The organism is Pseudomonas khavaziana (genome assembly GCF_036704165.1).
Classification (GTDB): domain Bacteria; phylum Pseudomonadota; class Gammaproteobacteria; order Pseudomonadales; family Pseudomonadaceae; genus Aquipseudomonas; species Aquipseudomonas khavaziana.
Genome location: NZ_CP129946.1, coordinates 4,635,314 through 4,660,255, shown reverse-complemented (window position 1 = coordinate 4,660,255; position 24,942 = coordinate 4,635,314). Strand labels below are relative to the sequence as shown.

General features: G+C 60.8%; 30 protein-coding genes. 28 read left to right on the top strand and 2 right to left on the bottom strand.

Going from position 1 to position 24,942, the window contains the following annotated elements; genetic code table 11:
• The first annotated feature begins 105 nt into the window (after positions 1-105).
• From fliS to QYQ93_RS20560, 26 genes are all read left to right on the top strand, one after another.
• Complete coding sequence (gene fliS, locus QYQ93_RS20685; protein WP_043049676.1) at positions 106-495, top strand: flagellar export chaperone FliS; 390 nt, start codon at positions 106-108, stop codon at positions 493-495.
• 25 nt (positions 496-520) lie between these two features.
• Positions 521-817 carry a hypothetical protein gene (locus QYQ93_RS20680; RefSeq protein WP_043049677.1) on the top strand — a complete coding sequence of 99 codons (297 nt, stop codon included), beginning with the start codon at positions 521-523 and terminating at the stop codon, positions 815-817.
• Between the two features lie 169 nt (positions 818-986).
• Positions 987-2,459, top strand: coding sequence for a sigma-54 dependent transcriptional regulator (locus tag QYQ93_RS20675; RefSeq protein ID WP_043049678.1), 1,473 nt, complete (start codon positions 987-989; stop codon positions 2,457-2,459).
• A gap of 268 nt (positions 2,460-2,727) precedes the next feature.
• Positions 2,728-3,939 carry a sensor histidine kinase gene (locus tag QYQ93_RS20670; RefSeq protein WP_043049679.1) on the top strand — a complete coding sequence of 404 codons (1,212 nt, stop codon included), beginning with the start codon at positions 2,728-2,730 and terminating at the stop codon, positions 3,937-3,939.
• A 7-nt stretch (positions 3,940-3,946) separates the two neighbouring features.
• Positions 3,947-5,323, top strand: coding sequence for a sigma-54-dependent transcriptional regulator (locus tag QYQ93_RS20665; protein WP_043049680.1), 1,377 nt, complete (start codon positions 3,947-3,949; stop codon positions 5,321-5,323).
• A 259-nt stretch (positions 5,324-5,582) separates the two neighbouring features.
• Positions 5,583-5,912 (top strand): flagellar hook-basal body complex protein FliE, encoded by a 330-nt coding sequence (gene fliE / locus QYQ93_RS20660; RefSeq protein ID WP_005790083.1) that lies wholly within the window; start codon positions 5,583-5,585, stop codon positions 5,910-5,912.
• Between the two features lie 16 nt (positions 5,913-5,928).
• Positions 5,929-7,704 carry a flagellar basal-body MS-ring/collar protein FliF gene (gene fliF, locus QYQ93_RS20655; RefSeq protein ID WP_043049681.1) on the top strand — a complete coding sequence of 592 codons (1,776 nt, stop codon included), beginning with the start codon at positions 5,929-5,931 and terminating at the stop codon, positions 7,702-7,704.
• The gene (gene fliG / locus QYQ93_RS20650) at positions 7,697-8,713 is read left to right on the top strand and encodes a flagellar motor switch protein FliG (protein WP_003192957.1); all 1,017 of its coding nucleotides are present in this window, start codon (positions 7,697-7,699) and stop codon (positions 8,711-8,713) included. Before fliF ends, fliG begins: the two co-directional genes overlap by 8 nt.
• A 10-nt stretch (positions 8,714-8,723) precedes the next feature.
• Positions 8,724-9,488 carry a flagellar assembly protein FliH gene (fliH, locus tag QYQ93_RS20645; protein ID WP_043049682.1) on the top strand — a complete coding sequence of 255 codons (765 nt, stop codon included), beginning with the start codon at positions 8,724-8,726 and terminating at the stop codon, positions 9,486-9,488.
• Positions 9,478-10,836, top strand: a complete 1,359-nt coding sequence (gene fliI / locus QYQ93_RS20640) for a flagellar protein export ATPase FliI (protein ID WP_043049683.1) — start codon at positions 9,478-9,480, stop codon at positions 10,834-10,836. Before fliH ends, fliI begins: the two co-directional genes overlap by 11 nt.
• A gap of 3 nt (positions 10,837-10,839) precedes the next feature.
• Positions 10,840-11,289, top strand: a complete 450-nt coding sequence (fliJ, locus tag QYQ93_RS20635; protein WP_043049684.1) for a flagellar export protein FliJ — start codon at positions 10,840-10,842, stop codon at positions 11,287-11,289.
• Between the two features lie 200 nt (positions 11,290-11,489).
• Entirely contained in the window at positions 11,490-11,795 is a 306-nt protein-coding gene (locus QYQ93_RS20630; RefSeq protein WP_043049685.1) for an STAS domain-containing protein, read from the top strand.
• Complete coding sequence (locus QYQ93_RS20625) at positions 11,792-13,510, top strand: fused response regulator/phosphatase (RefSeq protein WP_338475381.1); 1,719 nt, start codon at positions 11,792-11,794, stop codon at positions 13,508-13,510. Before QYQ93_RS20630 ends, QYQ93_RS20625 begins: the two co-directional genes overlap by 4 nt.
• Positions 13,511-13,540: 30 nt before the next feature.
• The gene (locus QYQ93_RS20620; RefSeq protein ID WP_043049687.1) at positions 13,541-13,897 is read left to right on the top strand and encodes an Hpt domain-containing protein; all 357 of its coding nucleotides are present in this window, start codon (positions 13,541-13,543) and stop codon (positions 13,895-13,897) included.
• Positions 13,898-14,058: 161 nt separating this feature from the next.
• A complete protein-coding gene (locus QYQ93_RS20615) occupies positions 14,059-15,366 on the top strand; it encodes a flagellar hook-length control protein FliK (RefSeq protein ID WP_338475380.1) in 1,308 nt (435 codons plus the stop codon).
• Between the two features lie 221 nt (positions 15,367-15,587).
• Positions 15,588-16,091, top strand: a complete 504-nt coding sequence (gene fliL / locus QYQ93_RS20610) for a flagellar basal body-associated protein FliL (RefSeq protein ID WP_043049689.1) — start codon at positions 15,588-15,590, stop codon at positions 16,089-16,091.
• Between the two features lie 9 nt (positions 16,092-16,100).
• A complete protein-coding gene (fliM, locus tag QYQ93_RS20605; protein WP_043049690.1) occupies positions 16,101-17,069 on the top strand; it encodes a flagellar motor switch protein FliM in 969 nt (322 codons plus the stop codon).
• Positions 17,070-17,111: 42 nt separating this feature from the next.
• Positions 17,112-17,579 (top strand): flagellar motor switch protein FliN, encoded by a 468-nt coding sequence (gene fliN / locus QYQ93_RS20600; protein WP_043049691.1) that lies wholly within the window; start codon positions 17,112-17,114, stop codon positions 17,577-17,579.
• Position 17,580: 1 nt separating this feature from the next.
• Positions 17,581-18,018, top strand: a complete 438-nt coding sequence (gene fliO / locus QYQ93_RS20595; protein ID WP_338475379.1) for a flagellar biosynthetic protein FliO — start codon at positions 17,581-17,583, stop codon at positions 18,016-18,018.
• Positions 18,018-18,761, top strand: a complete 744-nt coding sequence (fliP, locus tag QYQ93_RS20590; RefSeq protein ID WP_043049693.1) for a flagellar type III secretion system pore protein FliP — start codon at positions 18,018-18,020, stop codon at positions 18,759-18,761. The genes fliO and fliP overlap by 1 nt, the downstream gene beginning before the upstream one ends.
• A gap of 18 nt (positions 18,762-18,779) precedes the next feature.
• The gene (gene fliQ, locus QYQ93_RS20585) at positions 18,780-19,049 is read left to right on the top strand and encodes a flagellar biosynthesis protein FliQ (protein ID WP_003175300.1); all 270 of its coding nucleotides are present in this window, start codon (positions 18,780-18,782) and stop codon (positions 19,047-19,049) included.
• A gap of 4 nt (positions 19,050-19,053) precedes the next feature.
• A complete protein-coding gene (gene fliR, locus QYQ93_RS20580) occupies positions 19,054-19,839 on the top strand; it encodes a flagellar biosynthetic protein FliR (protein WP_217881727.1) in 786 nt (261 codons plus the stop codon).
• 3 nt (positions 19,840-19,842) lie between these two features.
• On the top strand, positions 19,843-20,979 hold the full coding sequence (gene flhB, locus QYQ93_RS20575) for a flagellar biosynthesis protein FlhB (protein WP_043049695.1): 1,137 nt from the start codon (positions 19,843-19,845) through the stop codon (positions 20,977-20,979).
• 226 nt (positions 20,980-21,205) lie between these two features.
• Positions 21,206-21,382: a cold-shock protein gene (locus QYQ93_RS20570; RefSeq protein ID WP_124421754.1), complete on the top strand. Its 177-nt coding sequence runs from the start codon at positions 21,206-21,208 to the stop codon at positions 21,380-21,382.
• Between the two features lie 371 nt (positions 21,383-21,753).
• Positions 21,754-21,957 carry a cold-shock protein gene (locus QYQ93_RS20565; RefSeq protein ID WP_043049704.1) on the top strand — a complete coding sequence of 68 codons (204 nt, stop codon included), beginning with the start codon at positions 21,754-21,756 and terminating at the stop codon, positions 21,955-21,957.
• A gap of 333 nt (positions 21,958-22,290) precedes the next feature.
• Positions 22,291-22,500: a cold-shock protein gene (locus tag QYQ93_RS20560; RefSeq protein WP_043049705.1), complete on the top strand. Its 210-nt coding sequence runs from the start codon at positions 22,291-22,293 to the stop codon at positions 22,498-22,500.
• A gap of 158 nt (positions 22,501-22,658) precedes the next feature.
• On the opposite strand, the gene QYQ93_RS20555 is transcribed toward QYQ93_RS20560, so the two are convergent.
• Positions 22,659-22,913 (bottom strand): DUF6124 family protein, encoded by a 255-nt coding sequence (locus tag QYQ93_RS20555; protein ID WP_043049696.1) that lies wholly within the window; start codon positions 22,911-22,913, stop codon positions 22,659-22,661.
• Positions 22,914-23,429: 516 nt separating this feature from the next.
• On the opposite strand from QYQ93_RS20555, the gene QYQ93_RS20550 reads away from it, so the two are divergent.
• Together QYQ93_RS20550 and QYQ93_RS20545 are read left to right on the top strand one after the other, a co-directional pair.
• Positions 23,430-23,630 (top strand): cold-shock protein, encoded by a 201-nt coding sequence (locus tag QYQ93_RS20550; protein WP_338475378.1) that lies wholly within the window; start codon positions 23,430-23,432, stop codon positions 23,628-23,630.
• A 336-nt stretch (positions 23,631-23,966) separates the two neighbouring features.
• Complete coding sequence (locus QYQ93_RS20545; protein ID WP_338475377.1) at positions 23,967-24,179, top strand: cold-shock protein; 213 nt, start codon at positions 23,967-23,969, stop codon at positions 24,177-24,179.
• 155 nt (positions 24,180-24,334) lie between these two features.
• Here the strand turns inward: QYQ93_RS20545 and QYQ93_RS20540 are convergent, their stop codons facing one another.
• Positions 24,335-24,589: a DUF6124 family protein gene (locus QYQ93_RS20540; RefSeq protein WP_338475376.1), complete on the bottom strand. Its 255-nt coding sequence runs from the start codon at positions 24,587-24,589 to the stop codon at positions 24,335-24,337.
• Between the last annotated feature and the right edge of the window lie 353 nt (positions 24,590-24,942).

The following is a 24,942-nucleotide window of genomic DNA, read 5'->3' as shown; positions in this document are numbered from 1 at the left end:
GATTCAGGGCCTTTGCGTTTGGTTGGGGATTAAAGTTTTTGTCGCCACGGTCGAAAAACTGGTTAAGCAAACCGATTCGATTGTCGCCAGTTACGAGGTAGCAACATGAACCCAATGAGAGCCCTTCGTCAGTACCAGAAGGTCAACGCCCATGCGCAGGTCTCCGAAGCCAGCCCGCACCGCCTGGTGCAGATGCTGATGGAGGGCGGCCTTGACCGCATGGCGCAGGCCAAGGGTGCGTTGAGTCGCGGGGATATCGCGCAAAAAGGCCTGATGCTGGGCAAGGCGATCGAAATCATTTCGGGCCTGCGTGATGGCCTGGAGCCGGAGAAAGCCGAAGACCCGGAAGCGATCCAGCGTCTGGATGCCTTGTACAACTACATGGGCAACCGCTTGGTCGAGGCGAACCGTGTCAATGACGCCGAGATGATCGACGAAGTCGCGCGCCTGCTGATCACCGTCAAGACCGGCTGGGATGCCATCGCTCCACAATAAGGCCGATCGCCTTGAGGTACACATTATGAGCCATGCACTGCAACGCATCGACGAAACCCGCGAAGCCCTTCTCGGCGCGCTGGCTGAGCGTAATTGGGAAGCTGTCGGGGAGTTGGATCTGGGTTGCCGTGCGGTGATTGATGAGGTGCTCAATGAGGCACCGGTAGACGAGGGCGCGTTGCGCGAGAAACTGGAAAGTTTGTTGGTGGTGTACCAGCAGTTGCTGGAAGTCACGACCGGCGAGCGCCAGGCGATTTTCGAAGAGATGTCGCAGATCAACCAAGCTAAAAATGCGTCAAAGGTTTACCATCTGTTCGGCTGAATGGGCTCAGTTGGTCCGAACGGTGCGTCATATATTTGACTGTGCCAGCATTTTTGACTTAACTAGTGCTGTTTTCAGATTTCAGACGTCTAGTAAGTAAGAAATCTTACAAGCGTCTTGATTGCCCTCATTCCGGGGCAGGAAGTTTTACTAGGGAAGTTGCTATTGCATGTGGCGTGAAACCAAAATTCTGCTGATCGATGACGATAGCGTCCGCCGCCGCGATTTAGCGGTGATTTTAAATTTTCTCGGTGAAGAAAATTTGCCCTGCGGCAGCCACGATTGGCAGCAGGCGGTCAGCTCGTTGGCGTCGAGCCGTGAAGTCATCTGTGTGTTGATCGGGACGGTAAACGCTCCTGGCGCAGTTCTGGGCTTGTTAAAGACACTGTCAACCTGGGATGAGTTCCTTCCAGTGTTGCTGATGGGCGATATTTCTTCCGTGGACCTGCCGGAAGACCAGCGCCGCCGTGTGCTTTCCAATCTGGAAATGCCGCCCAGCTACAGCAAATTGCTCGATTCCCTGCACCGCGCCCAGGTCTATCGCGAGATGTACGACCAGGCCCGCGAGCGCGGCCGTCACCGTGAACCCAACCTGTTCCGCAGCCTCGTCGGCACCAGCCGGGCGATCCAGCACGTGCGCCAGATGATGCAGCAAGTGGCCGATACCGACGCCAGTGTGCTGATCCTCGGCGAGTCGGGCACCGGCAAGGAAGTGGTCGCGCGTAACCTGCACTATCACTCCAAGCGCCGCGACGGGCCGTTCGTGCCGGTCAACTGCGGGGCGATCCCGGCAGAGCTGCTGGAAAGCGAATTGTTCGGCCACGAGAAGGGCGCCTTTACCGGGGCGATTACCAGCCGTGCCGGGCGCTTTGAACTGGCCAATGGCGGCACCCTGTTCCTCGACGAAATTGGCGACATGCCGCTGCCGATGCAGGTCAAGCTGCTGCGCGTGCTGCAGGAGCGTACCTTCGAGCGCGTGGGCAGCAACAAGACCCAGAGTGTCGACGTGCGCATCATTGCCGCCACCCACAAAAACCTCGAAAGCATGATCGAGGTCGGCAGCTTCCGCGAAGACCTGTATTACCGCCTCAACGTATTCCCTATCGAAATGGCCCCGCTGCGTGAGCGCGTGGAAGACATCCCGTTGCTGATGAACGAGCTGATCTCGCGCATGGAGCATGAGAAACGCGGTTCGATTCGCTTCAACTCCGCCGCGATCATGTCCCTGTGCCGCCACGGCTGGCCGGGCAACGTCCGCGAGTTGGCCAACCTGGTGGAGCGCATGGCGATCATGCACCCCTATGGGGTGATCGGCGTGGTCGAGTTGCCGAAGAAATTCCGCTACGTCGACGATGAAGACGAGCAACTGGACAGCCTGCGCAGTGACATGGAAGAGCGCGTGGCGATCAACGGCCATACTCCGGACTTCGGCGCCACCGCGCTGTTGCCGCCCGAAGGCCTGGACCTCAAAGACTACCTCGGCAACCTGGAACAGGGGCTGATCCAACAGGCCCTGGACGACGCCCATGGCATCGTCGCCCGCGCCGCCGAGCGTTTGCGTATCCGTCGAACCACCCTGGTGGAGAAGATGCGCAAGTACGGTATGAGCCGCAAAGAAGGCGATGAACAGGCGGATGATTGACGCCTGTTTTTCAACGCATTGATTTAGGGTGCCCGACCTCACCAATACTGTTCAGTTTATGACGGTGCCTGTTGCCGTCATACTGCGTTGCCGCTCCTCCCCATAGCGAGCTATGAGTCGTCGCGGCGCCTTGTCTGACAGCAACAGTCACTCGTCAAAACGGAACTGTATTGGCGAGGTCGGACACCGGCGATTTTTTCGGCACGGGTATTGCTACAACCCTCGCAACGTTCCGTTTAACTGACGGTCAGCCCAGCGAGAGAGCATCATGCCCCACGCCGCCCAACTAGCTACGGCCCCTGCCATCCAGGGGCTGGTTTCGCCTGTAGAACCGCCGACCCGCCAGGGCCTGGAGCAAGCGTTCTCACAGTTCAGCCAGATGTCGAGCCAACTGACCGACTCCTACAGTCTGCTCGAAGCCCGGGTGTCCGAGCTTAAAGGCGAACTGGCGGTGGTCAGCGCCCAGCGCATGCAAGAGCTGGCCGAGAAAGAGCGCTTGGCCAACCGTCTGCAAAACCTGCTGGACCTGCTGCCCGGTGGCGTGATCGTCATTGACGACCAGGGCCGCGTGCGCGAAGCCAACCCGGCCGCCTGCGACCTGCTCGGCCTGCCGCTGGAAGGCGAGCTGTGGCGTGAAGTCATCACGCGCTGCTTTGCGCCGCGTGAAGACGACGGCCATGAAGTCTCCCTCAAGGACGGGCGTCGCCTCTCTATCGCTACCCGCTCCCTGGACGCCGAGCCGGGCCAATTGGTGCTGCTCAACGACCTGACAGAAACCCGTCACCTGCAAGACCAGCTGGCCCGCCACGAACGCTTGTCGTCGCTGGGGCGGATGGTCGCATCCTTGGCCCATCAGATCCGCACACCGTTGTCGGCGGCGTTGATCTACGCCAGTCATTTGACTGATGAGCAATTGCCGGCCGCCACCCACCAACGCTTTGCCGGGCGCCTCAAGGAGCGCCTGCATGAATTGGAGCACCAGGTGCGCGACATGCTGGTGTTTGCCCGCGGCGAATTGCCGCTGACCGACCGCGTCACGCCTGCCGGCCTGATGCAGTCCCTGCAAGCGGCGGCGGCCACCCATGTCCAGGACGCCAACCTGCGTTGGCAGTGTGACAGCCACCAGGGCGAGTTGCTGTGCAACCGCGACACCCTGGTCGGCGCGCTGCTCAACCTGATCGAAAATGCCACCCAGGCCAGCGGCCCGGGCGCACGCCTGAAAGTGCACCTCTATACCCGTGAACAAACCCTGCGCCTGTGTATCAGCGACAGCGGCAGCGGCATCGAGCCGCAGGTGTTGCAACGCCTGGGCGAACCGTTTTTTACCACCAAGGCCAACGGTACTGGCCTGGGCCTGACCGTGGTCAAGGCGGTGGCCCGGGCCCATCAGGGACAATTGCAGCTGCGTTCCCGCCTGGGGCGTGGCACCTGTGCATTGATGACCTTGCCGCTGTTTTCCAGTGCGGCAAGCGCGGAGTAAAACGACTATGGCTATCAAGGTTTTATTGGTGGAAGACGATCGCGCCCTGCGTGAAGCATTGGCTGATACGCTGCTGTTGGCGGGCCATGACTACCGTGCGGTCGGCTCTGCCGAGGAAGCCTTGGAGGCGGTCGAGCAGGAGGCCTTCAGCCTGGTGGTCAGCGACGTCAACATGCCCGGCATGGACGGTCACCAGTTGCTCGGCCTGCTGCGCGCACGCCAGCCGCAGCTGCCGGTGCTGCTGATGACCGCCCATGGCGCCGTGGAGCGGGCGGTGGACGCCATGCGCCAGGGCGCGGCGGATTACCTAGTCAAGCCTTTCGAGCCCAAGGCATTGATCGAACTGGTGGCCAGGCATGCCCTGGGTGTGATTTCGGCGGGCGAGGGCGATGGGCCGATTGCCTTTGAACCGGCCAGCGCGCAATTGCTGGAATTGGCGGCGCGGGTAGCGCGCAGTGATTCCACCGTACTGATTTCCGGCGAGTCCGGCACCGGTAAAGAAGTGCTGGCGCGTTACATTCACCAGCAATCCAGCCGTGCCAAGCAACCCTTCATTGCGATCAACTGCGCGGCGATCCCCGACAACATGCTTGAAGCCACCTTGTTCGGCCATGAAAAGGGCTCGTTCACCGGCGCCATCGCGGCCCAGGCCGGCAAGTTCGAACAGGCCGACGGCGGCACCATCCTGCTCGACGAAATCTCGGAAATGCCGCTGGGCCTGCAGGCCAAGTTGCTGCGCGTGTTGCAGGAGCGCGAAGTGGAGCGGGTGGGCGCACGCAAGCCGATCCAGCTGGATATCCGCGTGGTCGCCACCACTAACCGCGACCTGGCCGGCGAGGTGGCGGCGGGGCGCTTCCGTGAAGACCTGTTCTACCGGTTATCGGTGTTTCCCCTGGCCTGGCGCCCGTTGCGCGAACGCCCGGCGGACATTCTTCCGCTGGCCGAGCGCCTGCTGAACAACCACGTCAAAAAAATGAAGCACGCCCAGGCGCGCCTGTCGGCCGAGGCCCAGGCCTGCCTGGTCAGCTACCCGTGGCCGGGTAACGTGCGCGAACTGGACAACGCGATCCAGCGCGCGTTGATTTTGCAACAGGGCGGCCTGATCCAGCCCCAGGACTTCTGCCTGGCCATGGGCAATGGCGCGGCGCCGTTGCCGAGCCTGGCGCCGGCGCCGGTGGTTGCCGAGGCGGAATCGGCCGGTGCCCTGGGCGATGACCTGCGCCGCCGCGAATTCCAGATGATCATCGACACCCTGCGCGCCGAACGCGGCCGCCGCAAAGAAGCGGCCGAGCGCCTGGGCATCAGCCCGCGCACCTTGCGCTACAAGCTGGCACAGATGCGCGACGCGGGAATGGATGTGGAAGCGTATCTGTTCGCCACCTGACTTCGCGCCAATACCGTTTTTTGTAGGAGCGAGCTTGCTCGCGAAAAACGTCAACGATAACGCGTGCTTCCTGGATGCTCGCGGGGTCCATGAGTTCTTCGCGAGCAAGCTCGCTCCTACAAAAAACGTGCGGTAACAAGTTCGACAAGCTTTGTCGCCTTTTCTTACGAGTTGTCACAGAGCTGGCACCCTTGTTGCTACCTCCCCTATAAGAGCGGCGTAGCGTCAAAAAAATGCGGGTTGTCGGAGAGAGAAGTTCATGAGCCAGGGTATTGAGTTCAATCGGTTGATGTTGGATATGCGCGCCATGCAAATGGACGCCATGGCTCAGCCGAAATCCGTCGCGCCAGCACCGGAATTGGGCCAAAGCAGTTTTGCCGACATGCTCGGCCAGGCAATCAATAAAGTCAGTGATACCCAGCAGGCGTCCAGCCAGCTGGCCACTGCGTTCGAGATCGGTAAAAGCGGCGTGGACCTCACCGATGTGATGGTTGCCTCGCAAAAGGCCAGTGTGTCCTTCCAGGCCTTGACCCAAGTGCGTAACAAGCTGGTTCAGGCTTACCAAGACATCATGCAGATGCCGGTTTAAGGACGAGATTTAAGTCATGGCTGAAGCACTCTCCGACAACCTCCCCGCCAAGACAGACGGCAAACCGCCGCTGTTTGGCCTGTCGTTCCTGGAAAACCTCTCGGAAATGACCATGCTGCGTCAGGTGGGCCTGATGGTCGGCCTGGCGGCCAGCGTGGCGATCGGTTTTGCCGTGGTGTTGTGGTCGCAACAACCTGATTACCGTCCGCTGTACGGTAGCCTGGCGGGCATGGATTCCAAGCAGATCATGGAAACCCTCGCCGCCGCCGACATCGCCTACACCGTGGAGCCCAACTCCGGGGCTTTGCTGGTCAAGGCCGATGATGTGGCCCGTGCGCGGATGAAATTGGCTGCCGCTGGCGTGACGCCGTCCGACAGCAATATCGGTTTTGAAATCCTCGACAAGGACCAGGGCCTGGGTACCAGCCAGTTCATGGAAGCCACCCGCTACCGTCGTGGTCTGGAAGGCGAACTGGCGCGCACCATCTCCAGCCTGAATAACGTCAAGGGTGCCCGTGTGCACCTGGCGATTCCGAAAAGCTCGGTGTTCGTGCGTGACGAACGCAAGCCCAGCGCCTCGGTACTGGTCGAACTGTTTTCCGGCCGCTCCCTGGAGCCTGGCCAGGTGCTGGCGATCGTCAACCTGGTGGCTACCAGCGTTCCGGAATTGAGCAAGTCGCAAATTACCGTGGTCGACCAGAAGGGCAACCTGCTCTCCGACATGGCGGAAAACTCGGCGCTGACCCAGGCCGGCAAGCAATTCGATTACAGCCGCCGCATGGAAAGCATGCTCACCCAGCGCGTGCACAACATCCTGCAACCGGTGCTGGGCAACGACCGCTACAAGGCGGAAGTGTCTGCCGACGTGGACTTCAGTGCCGTCGAGTCCACCTCCGAGCAGTTCAACCCTGACCAGCCGGCGCTGCGCAGCGAGCAGTCCACCAGCGAGCAGCGCACCGCCGCCAATGGCCCGCAAGGTGTGCCGGGGGCCTTGAGCAACCAGCCACCGTCGGCCGCCTCGGCACCGCAGACCACCGGGGGCGCTGCTGCCACTGCTGGCGCGATCCAGCCCGGCCAGCCGCTGCTGGATGCCAACGGCCAGCAGATCATGGACCCGGCCACCGGCCAGCCGATGCTTGCGCCGTATCCTGCGGACAAGCGTAACCAGTCCACCAAGAACTTCGAACTCGACCGTTCTATCAGCCACACCAAGCAGCAACAGGGCAAGATCAATCGCCTGTCGGTGTCGGTGGTGGTCGATGACCAGGTCAAGGTCAACGCCGCTGACGGTGCCGTCACCCGTGCACCCTGGACCGCCGACGAATTGGCGCGCTTCACGCGCCTGGTGCAGGACGCCGTCGGTTTCGACGCCAGCCGTGGTGACAGCGTCAGCGTGATCAACATGCCGTTCTCCGCCGAACGCAGCGAAGTGATTGCTGACCCGGCGTTCTACACCCAGCCCTGGTTCTGGGACATCGTCAAGCAAGTGCTGGGGGTGTTGTTCATCCTGGTGCTGGTGTTCGGCGTGCTGCGCCCGGTGCTCAACAACATCACCGGTGGCAGCAAGAAACAGCTGGCCTTGGCCGGTGGTGACGTCGAGTTGGGTGGCATGGGCGGCCTGGACGGCGAACTGGCCAACGACCGCGTCAGCCTCGGCGGCCCGCAAAGCATCCTGTTGCCAAGCCCGAGCGAAGGCTATGACGCTCAGTTGAACGCAATCAAGAGTCTGGTAGCAGAAGACCCGGGCCGTGTGGCTCAGGTCGTGAAAGAGTGGATTAACGCAGATGAATGATCGAGCCGCTGTGGCCAAGCTTTCCCGGGTCGACAAAGCTGCAGTGCTGCTGCTGTCCCTGGGTGAAACCGATGCCGCCCAAGTGCTGCGCCACATGGGCCCTAAAGAGGTCCAGCGTGTAGGCGTGGCCATGGCGCAGATGCGCAATGTGCACCGCGAGCAAGTCGAGCAGGTGATGAGTGAATTCGTCGAGATCGTCGGCGACCAGACCAGCCTGGGCGTCGGCTCCGACAGCTACATCCGCAAGATGCTCACCTCGGCCCTGGGCGAAGACAAGGCCAACGGCCTGATCGACCGCATCCTGCTGGGTGGCAACACCAGTGGCCTGGACAGCCTCAAATGGATGGAGCCGCGTGCGGTGGCTGACGTGATCCGCTACGAGCACCCGCAGATTCAGGCGATCGTGGTGGCCTACCTGGACCCGGACCAGGCCGGTGAAGTGCTCGGCCACTTCGACCATAAAGTGCGCCTGGACATCATCCTGCGCGTGTCGTCGCTGAACACCGTGCAGCCGGCGGCGCTGAAAGAACTCAACACGATTCTCGAGAAGCAATTCTCGGGTAACTCGAATGCCTCGCGCACCACCCTGGGTGGCATCAAGCGCGCGGCCGACATCATGAACTTCCTCGACAGCTCGGTCGAAGGCCAGTTGATGGACTCGATCCGCGAGATCGACGACACCCTGTCCGGCCAGATCGAAGACCTGATGTTCGTGTTCAACAACCTTGCCGATGTCGACGACCGTGGCATCCAGGCGTTGCTGCGCGAAGTATCCTCCGACGTGCTGGTGCTGGCCCTCAAGGGTTCGGACGAAAACGTCAAGGAGAAGATCTTCAAGAACATGTCCAAGCGCGCCTCGGAGCTGTTGCGCGACGACCTGGAAGCCAAGGGTCCGGTGCGCGTCAGCGACGTGGAAACCGCCCAGAAGGAAATCCTCACCATTGCCCGCCGTATGGCCGAAGCCGGAGAAATCGTTCTCGGCGGGAAGGGCGGCGAAGAAATGATCTAAGGCGCCTCCCATGTCGAACAAAGATGAGACGCCCAGCGATCTGATTCGCGCGCGGGATGTCGGTGGGTTCGACATCTGGTCGCTGCCCAGCTTCGATCCCCATGTGCCGCAGCCTGAGCCTGAACCGGTCGAGGAAGCACCGGCGGAAATGGAAGAAGTGCCGCTGGATGAAGTCCAGCCACTGACCCTCGACGAGTTGGAGGCCATCCGCCAGGAGGCCTACAACGAAGGCTTTGCCGCGGGTGAAAAAGACGGTTTTCGCAGCACCACCCTCAAGGTCCGCCAGGAAGCCGAGGCGGCGCTGGCCACCCAAGTGGCCAGCCTGGAACGCCTGATGGCCAACCTGTTCGACCCGATTGCCGAACAGGATACGCAGCTGGAAAAATCCATGGTCGGCCTGGTACAGCACATCACCCGCCAGGTGATCCAGCGCGAGCTGGTGCTCGATTCCAGCCAGATCGAAAGCGTGATGCGCGAAGCCCTCAAGCTGCTGCCCCTGGGTGTCGGCAATGTGCGCTTGTACATCAACCCGCAGGATTTCGAGCAGGTCAAGGCCCTGCGCGAGCGCCATGAAGAAACCTGGCGCATCGTCGAGGATGCCGCGTTGCTGCCCGGTGGGTGCCGCGTCGAGACCGAACACAGCCGCATCGATGCCACGGTGGAAACCCGCATCAGCCAGATCATGGCCAAATTGCTGGACCAACTGCATGAGCAAGCCCTGCACCCGGCAGAGCCGGACTTGAGCGTTGACCTGGACGCCTCCGATGCGCCTTGATCGCACCAGTTTCGCCAAGCGCCTGGGCAGCTACGCCGAGGCGACCGAGTTGCCCGGCCAGCCGATCCTCGAAGGGCGCCTGTTGCGCATGGTCGGCCTGACCCTCGAAGCCGAGGGGCTGCGCGCCGCCATGGGCAGTCGTTGCATGGTGATCAACGACGACAGTTACCACCCGGTGCAGGTCGAAGCTGAAGTAATGGGCTTTTCCGGCAGCAAGATTTTCCTCATGCCGGTGGGCAGCCTCGCCGGCATCGCCCCCGGCGCCCGCGTGGTGCCGCTGGCCGATACCGGTCGCCTGCCCATGGGCATGGGCATGCTCGGCCGTGTGCTCGACGGCGCCGGGCGCGCGCTGGACGGCAAGGGCGGCATGAAAGCCGAAGACTGGGTGCCGATGGACGGGCCCACCATCAACCCGCTCAAGCGCAACCCTATCAGCGTGCCGCTCGACGTGGGCATTCGCAGCATCAACGGTTTATTGACGGTCGGTCGCGGCCAGCGCCTGGGCCTGTTCGCCGGTACCGGCGTGGGTAAGTCGGTGTTGCTGGGCATGATGACGCGCTTTACCGAGGCCGATATCATTGTGGTGGGCTTGATCGGTGAGCGGGGGCGTGAGGTCAAGGAGTTCATCGAGCACAGCCTCGGTGAAGAAGGGCTCAAGCGTTCGGTGGTAGTGGCCTCGCCTGCGGACGATGCGCCGCTGATGCGCCTGCGCGCCGCCATGTACTGCACGCGCATCGCTGAATATTTTCGCGACAAGGGCAAGAATGTCCTGTTGCTGATGGACTCGCTCACACGTTTCGCCCAGGCCCAGCGGGAAATCGCCCTGGCCATCGGCGAGCCGCCCGCTACCAAGGGCTACCCGCCGTCGGTATTCGCCAAGTTGCCCAAACTGGTGGAACGCGCTGGTAATGCCGAGGCCGGCGGTGGCTCGATCACGGCGTTCTATACGGTGCTATCCGAAGGCGACGACCAGCAGGACCCGATTGCTGACTCGGCGCGAGGCGTGCTCGACGGACATATCGTGCTGTCGCGGCGGTTGGCGGAAGAGGGGCACTACCCGGCCATCGATATCGAAGCGTCCATCAGCCGGGTCATGCCGTCGGTGGTCACGCCCGAGCATATGGCCCGTGCCCAGCAATTCAAGCAGCTGTGGTCACGCTACCAGCAGAGCCGCGACCTGATCAGCGTCGGTGCCTATGTGGCCGGTGGCGACCGCGACACCGACCTGGCCATCGCCTTGCAACCGCAACTGGTGACCTACCTGCGCCAGGGCCTCAACGACAAGATCAGCATGGCCGAAAGCCAGGCGCATCTGCAGTCCATCTTCGCCCCCGCGCCGGGCGGCTAAGCCATGGCCAACAGCCGCGCCGCGCGCCTGGCCCCGGTGGTGGACATGGCCGAGAAGGCCGAAAAAGCCGCCGTGCAGCGTCTGGGTTATTTCCAGGGCCAGGTGCGCCTGGCGGAGAGCAAGCTGGGCGACCTGGAGCGCTTTCGCGTCGAATACCAGCAACAGTGGATCGAACGCGGCAGCAAGGGCGTGTCCGGCCAGTGGCTGATGGGTTATCAGGGCTTTCTCAATCAGCTTGAAACAGCCGTCGGCCAACAGCGCCAGAGCCTGGCCTGGCACCAAAACAACCTCGACAAGGCCCGTGAGGCCTGGCAAGCGGCGTTCGCCCGTGTCGAAGGGCTGCGCAAGCTGGTGCAGCGCTATATCGACGAGGCCCGGGCCATCGAAGACAAACGCGAGCAAAAGCTGCTCGATGAATTGTCCCAGCGCCTGCCCCGCCACGAACAGTTCTAACTGACGACGCAGGACAAATGTGGGAGGGGCGGTGCGACGATTCGACTTGCTCCCGATAGCGGTGTGTCAGCTATGGATTTGTTGACTGACACACTGCAATCGGGAGCAAGCCCCCTCCCACATTTGATCCGATGTGTTGCTTGGATCCGGTTCGCCTGCTACACCTTGTTGCACAGTGCCAACGACAAGGAAGCAGTCACATGTCAGTCGAGTCAGAAGTATCCCTGGACGGGAAGAAGTTGACGATCGCAATCAAGGGCCGGTTCGATTTCGGCAGTCATCAGGCGTTTCGGGACGCCTACGAGCGTTTCTACAAGGTGCCCGAGACCTATATTGTCGATCTCAAGGAGACCACCTACATGGACAGTTCTGCCTTGGGCATGCTCCTGCTGCTACGTGATCACGCCGGCGGAGAGGACGCTGAGGTCCGTGTGCTCAACAGCAACTCCGACGTGCGCAAGATCCTCGCCATCTCTAACTTCGACAAGCTGTTCGACATCAGTTGAGCGCCCTGGCCCCGGTCCTTGAGGCGCTGACCATCCTGATCGCCGAAGATAGCGCCGCCGACCGTCTGTTGCTGTCGACCATCATTCGTCGCCAGGGGCACCGGGTGCTGACCGCCGGCAATGGTGTCGAGGCGGTCGAGATCTTTGCCCACGAGCGCCCGCAACTGGTGTTGATGGACGCGCTGATGCCGGTGATGGATGGCTTCGAAGCCGCCCGGCAGATCAAGCAATTGGCGGGGGAGGCGCTGGTGCCGATTATCTTCCTCACCTCGTTGCGTGAGAGCGAAGCCCTGGCCCAGTGCCTGGATGCCGGTGGCGACGACTTCCTGCCCAAACCCTACAACCCGCTGATCCTGGCGGCGAAGATCAACGCCATGGACCGCCTGCGGCGCCTGCAGGCCACGGTCCTGCAACAGCGTGACCTGATCGCCAGGCACCACGAACACCTGCTGCATGAGCAGCGGGCGGCCAAGGCGGTGTTCGACAAGGTTGCCCATTCCGGTTGTATCAACGCCGCACCGAATATCCGCTACCTGCAATCGCCCTATGCGCTGTTCAACGGTGACTTGCTGCTGGCGGCCTACACACCGTCCGGTGACATGCATGTGTTGCTCGGCGACTTCACCGGCCATGGGCTGCCTGCTGCCATCGGTGCCATGCCCCTGGCCGAGGTGTTCTACGGCATGACCGCCAAGGGTTATGGCTTGACCCAGACGTTGCGAGAGATGAACGCCAAGCTCAAGCGTATCCTGCCGGTGGACATGTTCTGCTGTGCCACCTTGCTGTGCCTGAGCGCCCAGCGGCGGGCGGTGGAGGTGTGGAACGGCGGCATGCCCGAAGGCTATGTGCATGAAGTCGCCACCGGCCGGCGCACGCCGTTGATATCGCGACATCTGCCCTTGGGGGTGTTGTCGGCGGAGGCGTTCGATGACAGCACCGAGGTCTGGCCCATGGCCTTGGGCGACCGGGTGTTCCTGCTCTCCGATGGCGTGCTGGATACCGCTGACGCCAACGACCAACTGTTCGGTGCCGCCCGCTTGCAACAGGTGTTCGCCGCCAACCGCGAGCCCGACCGCCTGTTCGAGGATATCGAACAGGCCCTGGCAGCATTTCGCGGCCAGGCGCGGGACGATGTGAGCATGGTCGAGATCACCTTGCTGTCCGCTCCGCCGCTGCGGGTGGCTGAGCCGATGTATGCCGACAGCGGCCAGTCGAGCCCGCTGGACTGGTCGGTGAGTTTCGAGTTTCGCGCCCAGACTCTCAAAAACTACAACCCGCTGCCGTACTTGCTGCAGCTGCTGCTGGAGGTCCACGGCCTGCGCGAGCAGGGCGGGGCGCTTTATAGCGTGATGGCCGAGTTGTATTCCAATGCCCTGGAGCATGGCGTGCTCGGCCTGGATTCGGCGCTCAAGCGCGATGCGCAGGGTTTTGCGCAGTATTATCGCCAGCGCAATGAGCGGCTGGCACAATTGAACAGCGGCTATGTGCGCGTGCATGTGCAGGTGGTACCGACCGACCAGGGCGGCACCATGACCTTGCGGGTTGAAGACAGCGGGTCGGGTTTTGACGTAGACAAGGAATTGGCGCGGCCGGTGGACGTCGACCGTCTGTCTGGCCGGGGCTTGAGTCTGGTGCGTCAATTGAGCAGCGCCGTACGCTGGTCCGATGGCGGGCGCAGTGTCTGCGTGGAATTTTGTTGGGAGGCTCTGGCATAATCCGCCGATTCTTGATCAAGGAGCGAGCAAGTGGCTGAGATTCATTTGGACCCCGACGTGTTGTCGGACCTGCAGGAAGTGATGGAGAGCGAGTACCCGACGTTGCTCGACACCTTTATTGAGGACTCGCAAGAGCGCGTCGCAGCACTGCGCAAGGCTGGGGGCGACGCCAAAACGTTGGGACGGATTGCCCACAGTTTCAAAGGCAGCAGCGGCAATCTTGGGGCGGTGCGTTTGGCCCAATTGTGTGAGTTGCTGGAGACCGAGGCCGTCGAGGCGGCCTCGGATTTAGGCGCTCTGGTTGATCAGATTGATCATGAGTTCGCGCTGGTCAAGCCACTGTATGAATGTAGGAGCGAGCTTGCTCGCGAAAAACGTCAACGATAACGCGTGCTTCCTGGATGAATGCGGCGCCTGTGAGTTTTTCGCGAGCAAGCTCGCTCCTACATTGAATCTGATATATCCAGGCATTTTGTAAACCTGGCCCGACTCTTGCTCTATCTCCATGGACTGCATCCCCGACCTTCATGCAGTGGAGACCCTTACTTATGCCAGTCGCTCCCAATTCGCTTCTACAGGCTGCCCCCGCGACCAAGCCTCAAGCGCCTGTCGCCACCCCGGCGGTAGCGGCTGCGGCCCCGCGTGACAAGGGTGCTGGCTTTGCTCAAGTGTTTGCCAACCAAGGTCCCAAGCCGGCGCCGAAGGTCGGCGACAGCCCAGGCAAAGTCACCCGTGACAAGCCTGCTGATACCAACGCCAAACCGGCTGCCGATAGCGATACGCCTGCCGCCAGCAAACCAGCGGTTGCCGATAACGGCAATTCCTTGCCTGCCAAGCCGGCGGCCAAGACCGACGACGGCGCTGGCAGCGACGGCGACAAAGCCACCGACCCGTCCCAGGCGCAGCAGCCCCCGGTTGACCCGGTGGTTGATCCGGCGGTGATCGCTGCGGTGACGCCGGTGCCTGTGCCCGTGCAAGCCTCGGCTCCCGCCGTGGCCGCCGAGGACGCGGCCCTGCCGGTCGCCGTGACCGACGAAGCCAAGCTAACGGCCTTCGACCCGGAGGCTGACCCCCTGGATGCGATGCCCGCTGTGCGCCTGGCGATGGAGCAGGGCGGTCACGTGTCGGCCAGCAGCCAGGCGGCGCAGAAAACCGCGCCCCAGGATCAACCGACCGCCGCGCAGAGCTTTGCCGCCGGCCTGGCCACTATGGTCGACCAGCAAGCCACCAAGGACAGCACCGACCAGGGTGGCGACAATGCTTTCAGCGGTTTGATCGATGACGGCCTCAAGGACCTCAAGAACGCCAACAGCGACACCCGCGTGGATGATTTCGCCAACCGCCTGGCCGCGCTGACCCAGGCCGCCACGCCGAAAACCGCGAATGCCTTGCCGCCGGTCACCAATGCGCCGCTGGCCATGCACCAGAGCGGCTGGACCGAAGAAGTGGTCAACCGCGTGATGTACCTCTCCAGCGCCAACCTCAAGTCGGCGGAGATCCAGTTGCAGCCGGCTGAATTGGGGCGTCTGGATATCAAGGTCAATATGACGGCGGACCAGCAGGCCCAGGTCAACTTCATGAGCGGCCATGCGGTGGTGCGTGAAGCGCTGGAAAGCCAGTCTGGGCGCTTGCGCGAAATGTTCGCCCAGCAAGGTATGGGGCAGGTGGATGTGAATGTGTCTGACCAATCGCGGGGGCAGGACCAGCAGCAACAGCAGGGCCAGGCGCGGGGCGTGGGCAGTGGCGGTCGGCGTGGTGATAGCGCTGACACTGGCAGTCAAGTTGACGTGGCTGAAGTTGCAGCGCCAGTGACCTCAACCGTGATCGGCTCCAGCGCCGTCGATTACTACGCCTGACCTGAGTCAAATAGAGATCCAAATGTGGGAGGGGGCTTGCTCCCGATAGCAGTGTGTCAGTCAACAAATCCATTGCTGACACACCGCTATCGGGAGCAAGCCCCCTCCCACATTTGTTTCGTGGTGTTGGTTCTTCCCGTATTGCCAGACAACTCTGGCATAACACTTGCTCTTGCCTTCCCGTAGATCTATGAATCCCCGAATAGTGACGGATTATTGGCATGGCGAAGAGCGACGACGCAGCAACTCCCCCCGCAGCAGGCAAAGGCAAGCTCAAGCTGATCCTGCTGATTGTGCTGGGCCTGCTCCTGGCCATCGGCGCCTCGATTGGCGGCACCTGGTACATCATGCACAGCAGTGCAAGCAAGCCGGTGCCCGCCGCTGAAACCGCCACCAACGTCAAGCAACCGGCAATCTTCGAACAGATGCTTCCGGCGTTTGTTGCCAATTACAACGTCAACGGTCGTCAGCGCTACCTGCAGGTGAGCATCACCTTGCTGGCGCGCAACCAGGCGGACCTGGATGCCCTCAAGGTGCATATGCCGGTGATCCGTAACAACTTGGTGATGCTGTTCTCCGGCCAGGCCTTCGACAGCCTCGCCACCCCGGTCGGCCAGGAAATGCTGCGTCAGAAGGTCACTGCAAGCGTGCAGGAAGTGGCCCAGAAAGAACTCGGCAAAGTCGTGGTCGAGCAGGCGCTCTTCACTAACTTCGTATTGCAGTAGGATCACGACATGGCCGTGCAGGACCTGCTGTCCCAGGATGAAATCGATGCGCTGTTGCACGGCGTGGACGATGGTCTGGTACAGACCGAAATGGCTGCCGAACCCGGCAGCGTCAAAAGTTACGACCTGACCAGCCAGGATCGCATCGTCCGTGGACGCATGCCGACCCTGGAAATGATCAACGAACGCTTTGCCCGCTACACCCGCATCAGCATGTTCAACATGCTGCGCCGTTCGGCGGACGTGGCGGTGGGCGGCGTGCAGGTGATGAAGTTCGGTGAATACGTGCACTCGCTGTACGTGCCCACCAGCCTCAACCTGGTCAAGATCAAGCCGTTGCGCGGCACCGCGCTGTTCATCCTCGACGCCAAGCTGGTGTTCAAGCTGGTGGACAACTTCTTCGGTGGCGACGGCCGCCACGCCAAGATCGAAGGGCGTGAGTTCACCCCCACCGAACTGCGTGTAGTGCGCATGGTGCTGGAACAGGCCTTCATCGACTTGAAGGAGGCCTGGCAGGCGATCATGGAAGTCAATTTCGAGTACATCAACTCGGAAGTGAACCCGGCCATGGCTAACATCGTCGGCCCCAGCGAGGCGATTGTGGTGTCGACCTTCCACATCGAGCTCGATGGTGGTGGCGGCGACCTGCACGTGACCATGCCGTACTCGATGATCGAGCCAGTGCGCGAGATGCTCGACGCCGGCTTCCAGTCCGACCTCGACGACCAGGACGAGCGCTGGGTCAAGGCCCTGCGCGAAGACCTGCTGGACGTCGACGTGCCCCTGAGCGCCACCGTGGCTCGTCGCCAGTTGCGCCTGCGGGATATTTTGCACATGCAACCGGGGGACATCATCCCCGTCGAGTTGCCGGAAGAACTGATCATGCGTGCCAACGGCGTGCCGTCGTTCAAGGTCAAGCTCGGTTCCCACAAGGGCAACCTGGCGCTGCAGGTGGTCGAGCCGATCACCCGCCGCTGATGCACCCCTATTTATGAATGTTTGCTTCGCCGAGGACATGTAATGGCTACCGAACACGAAAACACTTCCGCCGAAGACCAGGCCCTGGCCGACGAGTGGGCTGCGGCCCTGGAAGAAACCGGCGATGTCGGTCAGGACGACATCGACGCGCTGCTGGCCGCCGACGCCGCCACCGCACCGGCTGGCAATCGCCTGGCGATGGAAGAATTCGGCAGCGTGCCGAAGAACAATGAGCCTGTGACCCTCGATGGTCCGAACCTGGATGTGATCCTCGACATCCCGGTATCGATCTCCATGGAAGTGGGCAGCACTGAAATCAACATCCGCAACCTGCTGCAACTCAACCAAGGCTCGGTGATCGAGCTGGACCGCCTGGCCGGTGAGCCCCTGGACGTGCTGGTCAACGGCACCCTGATCGCCCACGGCGAAGTGGTGGTGGTCAACGAGAAGTTCGGCATTCGCCTGACGGACGTGATCAGCCCGAGCGAACGCATCAAGAAGTTGCGCTGAGATGAAGTATTCGATGGCGGGACTGTTGCTGGCGCTGCCATTGAGCGCCCTGGCGGCGGAGCCGGTTGCCCAGGCGGCTGCGGCGCCGGTGGTCGGCAGCGGCGTCGGCGGGCAATTGACCCAGCTGGTGCTGGGCCTGTTGCTGGTGGTCGGCTTGATATTCGTGCTGGCCTGGCTGATGCGCCGCGTGCAGGGCATCGGCCCGGGCAATGCCCAGGTCATCGAGCTGGTAGGCTCGCGCGCCCTCGGCCCACGGGATCGCCTGGTGCTGGTGCAGGTCGGCGAGGAGCAGATCCTGCTCGGCATCACTCCCGGGCGCATCACCCCGCTGCACGTACTCAAGACACCGGTGGACACGGCCAAGACCGAGGCCGCCACGCCAGAATTCGCCCAGCGCCTGATGGAGTTGCTGGGCAAGGATCAGAAGGATAAGAAGTAATGCGCGTTTTCTTGACGCTCATGCTGTTGCTGGCCGCGCCGATGGCCCTGGGGGCCGACCCGTTGTCGATCCCGGCGATCACCCTGGGCACCAACGCGGCCGGTGCCCAGGAGTATTCGGTCAGCCTGCAGATCCTGCTGATCATGACCGCGCTGAGTTTTATCCCGGCGTTTGTCATGCTGATGACCAGCTTCACGCGGATCATCATCGTCTTCTCGATCCTGCGCCAGGCCCTGGGCCTGCAACAGACGCCGTCGAACCAGATCCTCACCGGCATGGCCCTGTTCCTGACGCTGTTCATCATGGCGCCGGTGTTCGACAAGGTGAACCAGCAAGCCCTGCAACCTTACCTCGCGGAAAAGCTCAACGCCCAGGACGCGATCGACAAGGCCCAGGGCCCGATCAAGGACTTCATGCTGTCGCAGACCCGTTCCAGCGACCTCGAGCTGTTCATGCGCCTGTCCAAACGCACCGACATCGCCACCCCGGACCAGGCGCCGCTGACTATCCTGGTGCCGGCGTTCGTCACCTCTGAATTGAAGACTGCGTTCCAGATCGGCTTCATGATCTTTATCCCGTTCCTGATCATCGACCTGGTGGTGGCGAGCGTGCTGATGGCCATGGGTATGATGATGCTCTCGCCGTTGATCATCTCGCTGCCGTTCAAGATCATGCTGTTTGTGCTGGTGGACGGCTGGGCGCTGATTATCGGCACCCTGGCCGGCAGTTTCGGAGGCGTGTGATTTGTTAGGTGAAGCAGCATGACCCCAGAAGTCGCCGTCGACCTGTTCCGTGAAGCGCTGTGGCTGACCACCATGATGGTCGCCGTGCTGGTGGTGCCGAGCCTGCTGGTCGGCCTGTTGGTGGCGATGTTCCAGGCCGCGACCCAGATCAACGAACAGACCTTGAGCTTCCTGCCGCGCCTGCTGGTGATGCTGGTCACCCTGATCGTCGCCGGCCCGTGGCTGGTGCAAACCTTTATGGAATACATCCTGCAGCTGTACGGCAGTATTCCGCAGTTGATCGGCTGACCTGATGCAGTCGTTGCTGGCCCTCACCGACACCCAGATCAGCACCTGGGTGGCTTCGTTCATCCTGCCGCTGTTTCGCGTGGCGGCGCTGTTGATGAGCATGCCGGTGTTCGGTACCACCCTGGTGCCGCAGCGTGTGCGGCTGTATTTCGCTGTCGCCATTACCGTGGTGATCGTGCCCGGTTTGCCGCCGATGCCGCCGGTGAACGCGCTGGACCTGAGTGCGCTGTTGCTGATTGCCGAACAAATACTGATCGGGGTGATACTGGGGTTCTCCCTCACGCTGTTCTTCCAGGCGTTTGTAATCGCCGGGCAAATCATCTCGATCCAGATGGGTATGGGCTTCGCTTCGATGGTCGACCCCACCAACGGTGTGTCGGTGGCGGTGATCGGGCAATTCCTGACCATGCTGGTGACCTTGCTGTTCCTGGCCATGAACGGCCATTTGGTAGCATTCGAAGTGCTCACCGAGAGTTTTACCACCTTGCCGGTGGGCTCGGGGCTGGTGGTCAATCATTTCTGGGAGCTGGTGGGACGCCTCAGCTGGGTGCTGGGCGCCTCGCTGCTGCTGGTGCTGCCGGCGATCACCGCGCTGTTGGTGGTTAACATTGCGTTTGGCGTGATGACCCGTGCGGCGCCGCAACTGAACATCTTTTCGATCGGTTTCCCCTTGACCCTGGTGTTGGGCATGGGGATTTTCTGGATCGGCCTGGCTGACATTCTCAATCAGTATCAACCGCTGGCCACCGATGCCTTGCAGTTCTTACGTGATCTGGCACGGGCGCGCTGAGCCATGGCCGAGAGCGAGAGTGGTCAGGACAAGACAGAAGACCCCACGGAGAAACGTAAAAAGGACTCCAGGGAAAAGGGCGAGATTGCACGCTCCAAAGAGCTGAATACCTTCGCCACCATGATGGCCGGCGCCGGTGCCTTGCTGATCTATGGCGGTGGCCTGGCGCTGGACCTGATGGAACTGATGAAGCACAACTTCAGCCTGCCCCGTGAGGTACTGCTCAGCCCCGGCGCCATGGGCCAGTACCTGCTGCACTCGGGCCAGATCGCGATCCTGGCGGTGCAACCGATCCTGATCACCCTGTTGCTCGCCGCGCTGATCGGCCCGGTGGCGCTCGGCGGCTGGTTGTTCGCCGCCGGCAGCATGGCGCCCAAATTCAGCCGCATGAACCCCGGCGCCGGGCTCAAACGCATGTTTTCCGCCAAGGCCCTGGTGGAACTGCTCAAGGCCCTGGCCAAGTTCATCCTGATTCTGTTCGTGGCCCTGGCCGTACTGTCGTCCGACATCGATGACTTGCAGCGCATCGCCCATGAGCCGCTCGAATCCGCGATCATCCATAGCGTGCAAGTGGTGGGCTGGAGTTCCCTGTGGATGGCCTTGGGGCTGATCCTCATCGCCGCGGTGGATGCGCCGATCCAGCTGTGGGAAAGCCACAAGAAACTGCTGATGACCAAGCAGGAAGTGCGCGACGAACACAAGGACCAGGAAGGCCGCCCCGAGGTCAAGCAACGCATCCGCCAACTGCAGCGGGAAATGTCCCAGCGCAAGATGATGGCCTCGGTGCCCGACGCCGACGTGATCATCACCAACCCGACCCACTACGCCGTGGCCCTCAAGTACGACCCCGAAAAGGGTGGTGCGCCGATGTTGCTGGCCAAGGGCAGCGACTTTACCGCGCTGAAAATCCGCGAAATCGCCGTGGCCAACGACATCCTGCTGCTGGAATCCCCGGCGCTGGCGCGGTCGATCTTCTACTCCACCGACCTCGACCAGGAAATCCCGGCCGGGTTGTACCTGGCGGTGGCCCAGGTGCTGGCGTACGTCTACCAGATCCGCCAATACCGCGCCGGCAAGGGCAAGCGCCCGGACCCACTCAAAGACCTGCCGATCCCGCCGGATTTACGTCGCGATTCCTGAAATCGAGCTTTTATGCCTGCCTCTGTAGGAGCGAGCTTGCTCGCGAAAAACTCAGGGTCGTCGCGTTCGTCCTGATTCCCGCGTTATCGTTGCCCGCCTTCACGAGCAAGCTCGCTCCTACAAGAGGGTGCCCATTACCTGTCAACTTTGACAGTAGCCATGACGCCGCCTTCACTGTTTGATACAGCGATGGGGCGCGCAGCCATGCGCGCCTCGGGAGGTACAGGTGGATAAGGGCACGGTCAGGTGGTTCGATGCGGTCAAGGGCATTGGCTTTATTGCCCGAGACCGTGATGGCAATGAGGTTGCTGTTGAGTCCAAAGGCGCTAAGAACGCTGAAGTTCCGCCCGCCGCGCCCAAGCGGCGAAAACCCCGCAAGCGGAAAAAATCACTGGATACATGATTCGACGGCGCTAGCACCCATCGGCTGCTCGCGTCTACCTGTCAACTTTGACAGTAGCCAAAGGGCGCGTGCCGTTGTTTAGTACAGATCGCAAGCACTTCGCGCATGTAGTAAACCGGATGCAGGGGAGAGCGGTATTGAAGCTGGCTACAGGTACTGTCAAATCCTATGAGCTGACTCGGGGAGAGTGGTTGATTGCGCTGAATGACGAGCAAGAAAGCGTTTTCATCGACTGGAGCGATTGGCATTGGGCTGCACTGTCGATTGGTGAGCAGATAACGTTTCAGATGATCCATAAACCCAAGGGCGTTTATGCGCTTCCCGTCGACGCGAGCGTGCAGGGCGGGTCTATCGGTGTAAGGAGAAAGGCAATGGCAACGGGTACTGTGAAGTGGTTCAACGCGGAGAAGGGCTTCGGTTTTATTACCCCGGATGATGGGAGTGCGGATGTTTTTGCCCATTACTCGGCAATTACCACGGCTGGATACAAAAGCTTGCAAGAAAACCAAAAAGTGGAATTTGATATGGCACAAGGACCAAAAGGTCCGCAGGCCGAGAATATACGGCCTCTTTAAAGGCTTTGATCGTTCCCACGCTCCTGCGTGGGAATGCATCCCGTGACGCTCCGCGTCACACTTGCGCAGGGCTCAAGCCGTGCACCAGCCTCGGGGATGCAGAGCATCCCAGGCGGCACCCCAAATCCTTGTCAGAAATTTCCTTGGTGCCTGCTCCGTACACAGATCCAGATTTGGATGCTGGCTTACCCTCCAGGCCGCCGTATTCCGGCTGTCGGAACCATTAACCGACTGTTAACTTTGACAGTAGTCCGGGCCATGCCTTTACGGTTAGATAAGGTTGTGATGTCGCACGCGGATGTGCGGCTATGGAATGAGTCGAGGGGAGCCATCATGGCAATGGGCACGGTCAAGTTCTACAACGCAACTAAAGGGTTTGGATTTATCACTCCGGACAACGGTGGAGCGGAAGTTTTTGTTCATGTTTCAGCAGTTAAGAATTCGGGTTTGGGAGAGCTTTCGGAAGGGCAAAAGGTGCAATACGATCTCGAAAAGGGGGTTTCGGAAAAGGACTCTGCGGTAAATCTTAAACGCGTGAGTTAAGCATTAACTGTCAATCAAAAATCAATCGGTATTCAAGTCATTCCCACGCTCGCGCGCGGGAATGATTGGTTTGACGGCGGCGATCAGAATTTGTCATCAGTGGTTTATTGCCTGACACGCAGCAATAGGAGGTAAGCCTTCCCACATTTTCAGCCGTGTTATCCGCTGCTTGCGGCGCTCGCCGGTTCTGCGCCAGCGTGCACGCGATCAGCCAGTAATTGCGCCAGTTCGATCAACTGCGCAACGCCGAGCAACTCCTCTCGTTTAGGGCCTTCCAGGTCAAATGCCAGGTCGCAGCTCAGGGCATTGGCCGAAGCGAGTGTTTCACTGAGGTTGACCAGCAGGTCTTCGCTGCTGATGCCGTCGGCTACGGTAAACAGCCGGATGGGGGGATTTGGGGTGGGTTTGATCATTGTGAAGTTCCTCGGTAAAGGTGGAGCTGCCACAGATCGCCGCGACGCGATGGAGGGTGGCAGCTGTGCGCAGGTTCGCGGACCGGTTACCAAGGAACCCGGCATACCCGAAGGTATCCCGCGCACAGCCACCATAAGGCCGCACAGTAGACGACAAAAAATCGCTGACTGAAAGCGGACAATGACGCTTCTGCGCATTGGTAAACCGGGCCGCGACGCCCGTCCGCTGCGTTTGCAGCGGTGTACGGAGACTAAAGAGCCGGTTTCCTAGGGGCAACCCCAAATCCTTGTCAGAAATTTCCTCGGTAGCACTGGCTGTCCACAGCTCAAATGTGGGAGGGGGGCTGATTTCAACTCAGATAAGTTCAGTTGATTGTCGAGCGCGTTACGCCTACGCCGATCATCGGAATCATCAGCAACCTGTCAGGTTTGACAGTAGTCAGCAGTCTCTTCTCACGGTGTCATGGGTAGGCAGCACTTTATCTGAGCAAGTCGATAGATGTGAGGAGAACGGTAATGAGCGAGGGTACTGTGAAGTGGTTTAACGCGGAGAAGGGGATTGGTTTTATAACCCCGTATGGTGGGGGGAAGGATATTTATGTGCATTGGAGGGAGTTGCAAAACAAGAACGAAGCTTTGCGTGAGGGGCAGAAAGTGAGCTTTGAATTAGTGGAGCGCACAAAAGGCCCTGTGGCCACGGGGGTAAGAGTCCTTTGAAAGCCTGATTGATCGTTCCCACGCTCCTGCGTGGGAATGCATCCCGTGACGCTACGCGTCACCCTTGCGCAGGGCTCAAGCCGTGCACCAGCCTCGGGGACGCAGAGCATCCCAGGCGGCACCCCAAATTCTTGTCAGAAATTTCCTTGGTGCCTGCTCCGTACACAGATCCAGATTTGGATGCTGACTTGCCCTCCAGGCCGCCGTATTCCGGCTGTCGGAACCATTAACCGACTGTTAACTTTGACAGTAGTCCGGGCCATGTCTTTACGGTTAGATAAGGTTGTGATGTCGCACGCGGATGTGCGGCTATGGAATGAGTCGAGGGGAGCCATCATGGCAATGGGCACGGTCAAGTTCTTCAACGCAACCAAGGGGTTTGGGTTTATTACTCCGGACGCCGGTGGAACGGAAGTTTTTGTTCATATTTCAGCAGTTGAGCGTTCGGATTTGCCAACGCTTGTAGAAGGGCAAAAGGTGCAATACGACGTCCTAAGCGATAGGCGGACGGGAAAGGAAGTTGCGGAAAATCTCCGAAGCGTGACGTAAGCATTAACTGTCAATCAAAAATCGATCGCTATTCAAATCATTCCCACGCTCGCGCACGGGAATGGTCGATTCGACGCTGGCGATCAGTATTTGTCATCAATGGTTTAATTACCTGACACACAGCACTGGGGAAGACTTCCCCCGTTTCAGCCGTATCACCCGCTACTTGCGGCGCTCGTCGGTTCTGCGCCAGCGTGCACACGATCAGCCAGTAATTGCGCCAGTTCGATCAACTGCGCAACGCCGAGCAACTCCTCTCGTTTCGAACCTTCCAAGTCAAAGGCCAGGTCGCAGCTCAGGGCATTGGCCGAGGCGAGGGTTTCGCTAAGGTTGACCAGCAGGTCTTCGGTGCTGATGCCGTCGGCTACGGTAAACAGCCGGATGGGGGGATTTGGGGTGGGTTTGATCATTGTAAAGCTCCTTACGAAAATGGAGCCGCCACTGATCGCCGCGACGCGATGGGGGGTGGCAGCTGTACGCAGGTTCGCGGACCGGTGAAGGAGCAACCCGGCATACCCGAAGGTATCCCGCGCACAGCCGCCATAGCGCCGCACAGTAGACGATAAAAAACCGCTTACTGAAAGGGAGATGGTGCTTTTGCTCCGTTGTGAACCGGGCCGCGACGCCCGACCGCTGCGTTTGCAGCGGTGTACGGAGACTAGAGAGCCGGTTTCCTAGGGGCAACCCCAAATCCTTGTCAGAAATTTCCTCGATAGCCCCGGCTGTACACAGATCAAATGTGGGAGGGGGCTTGCTCCCACAT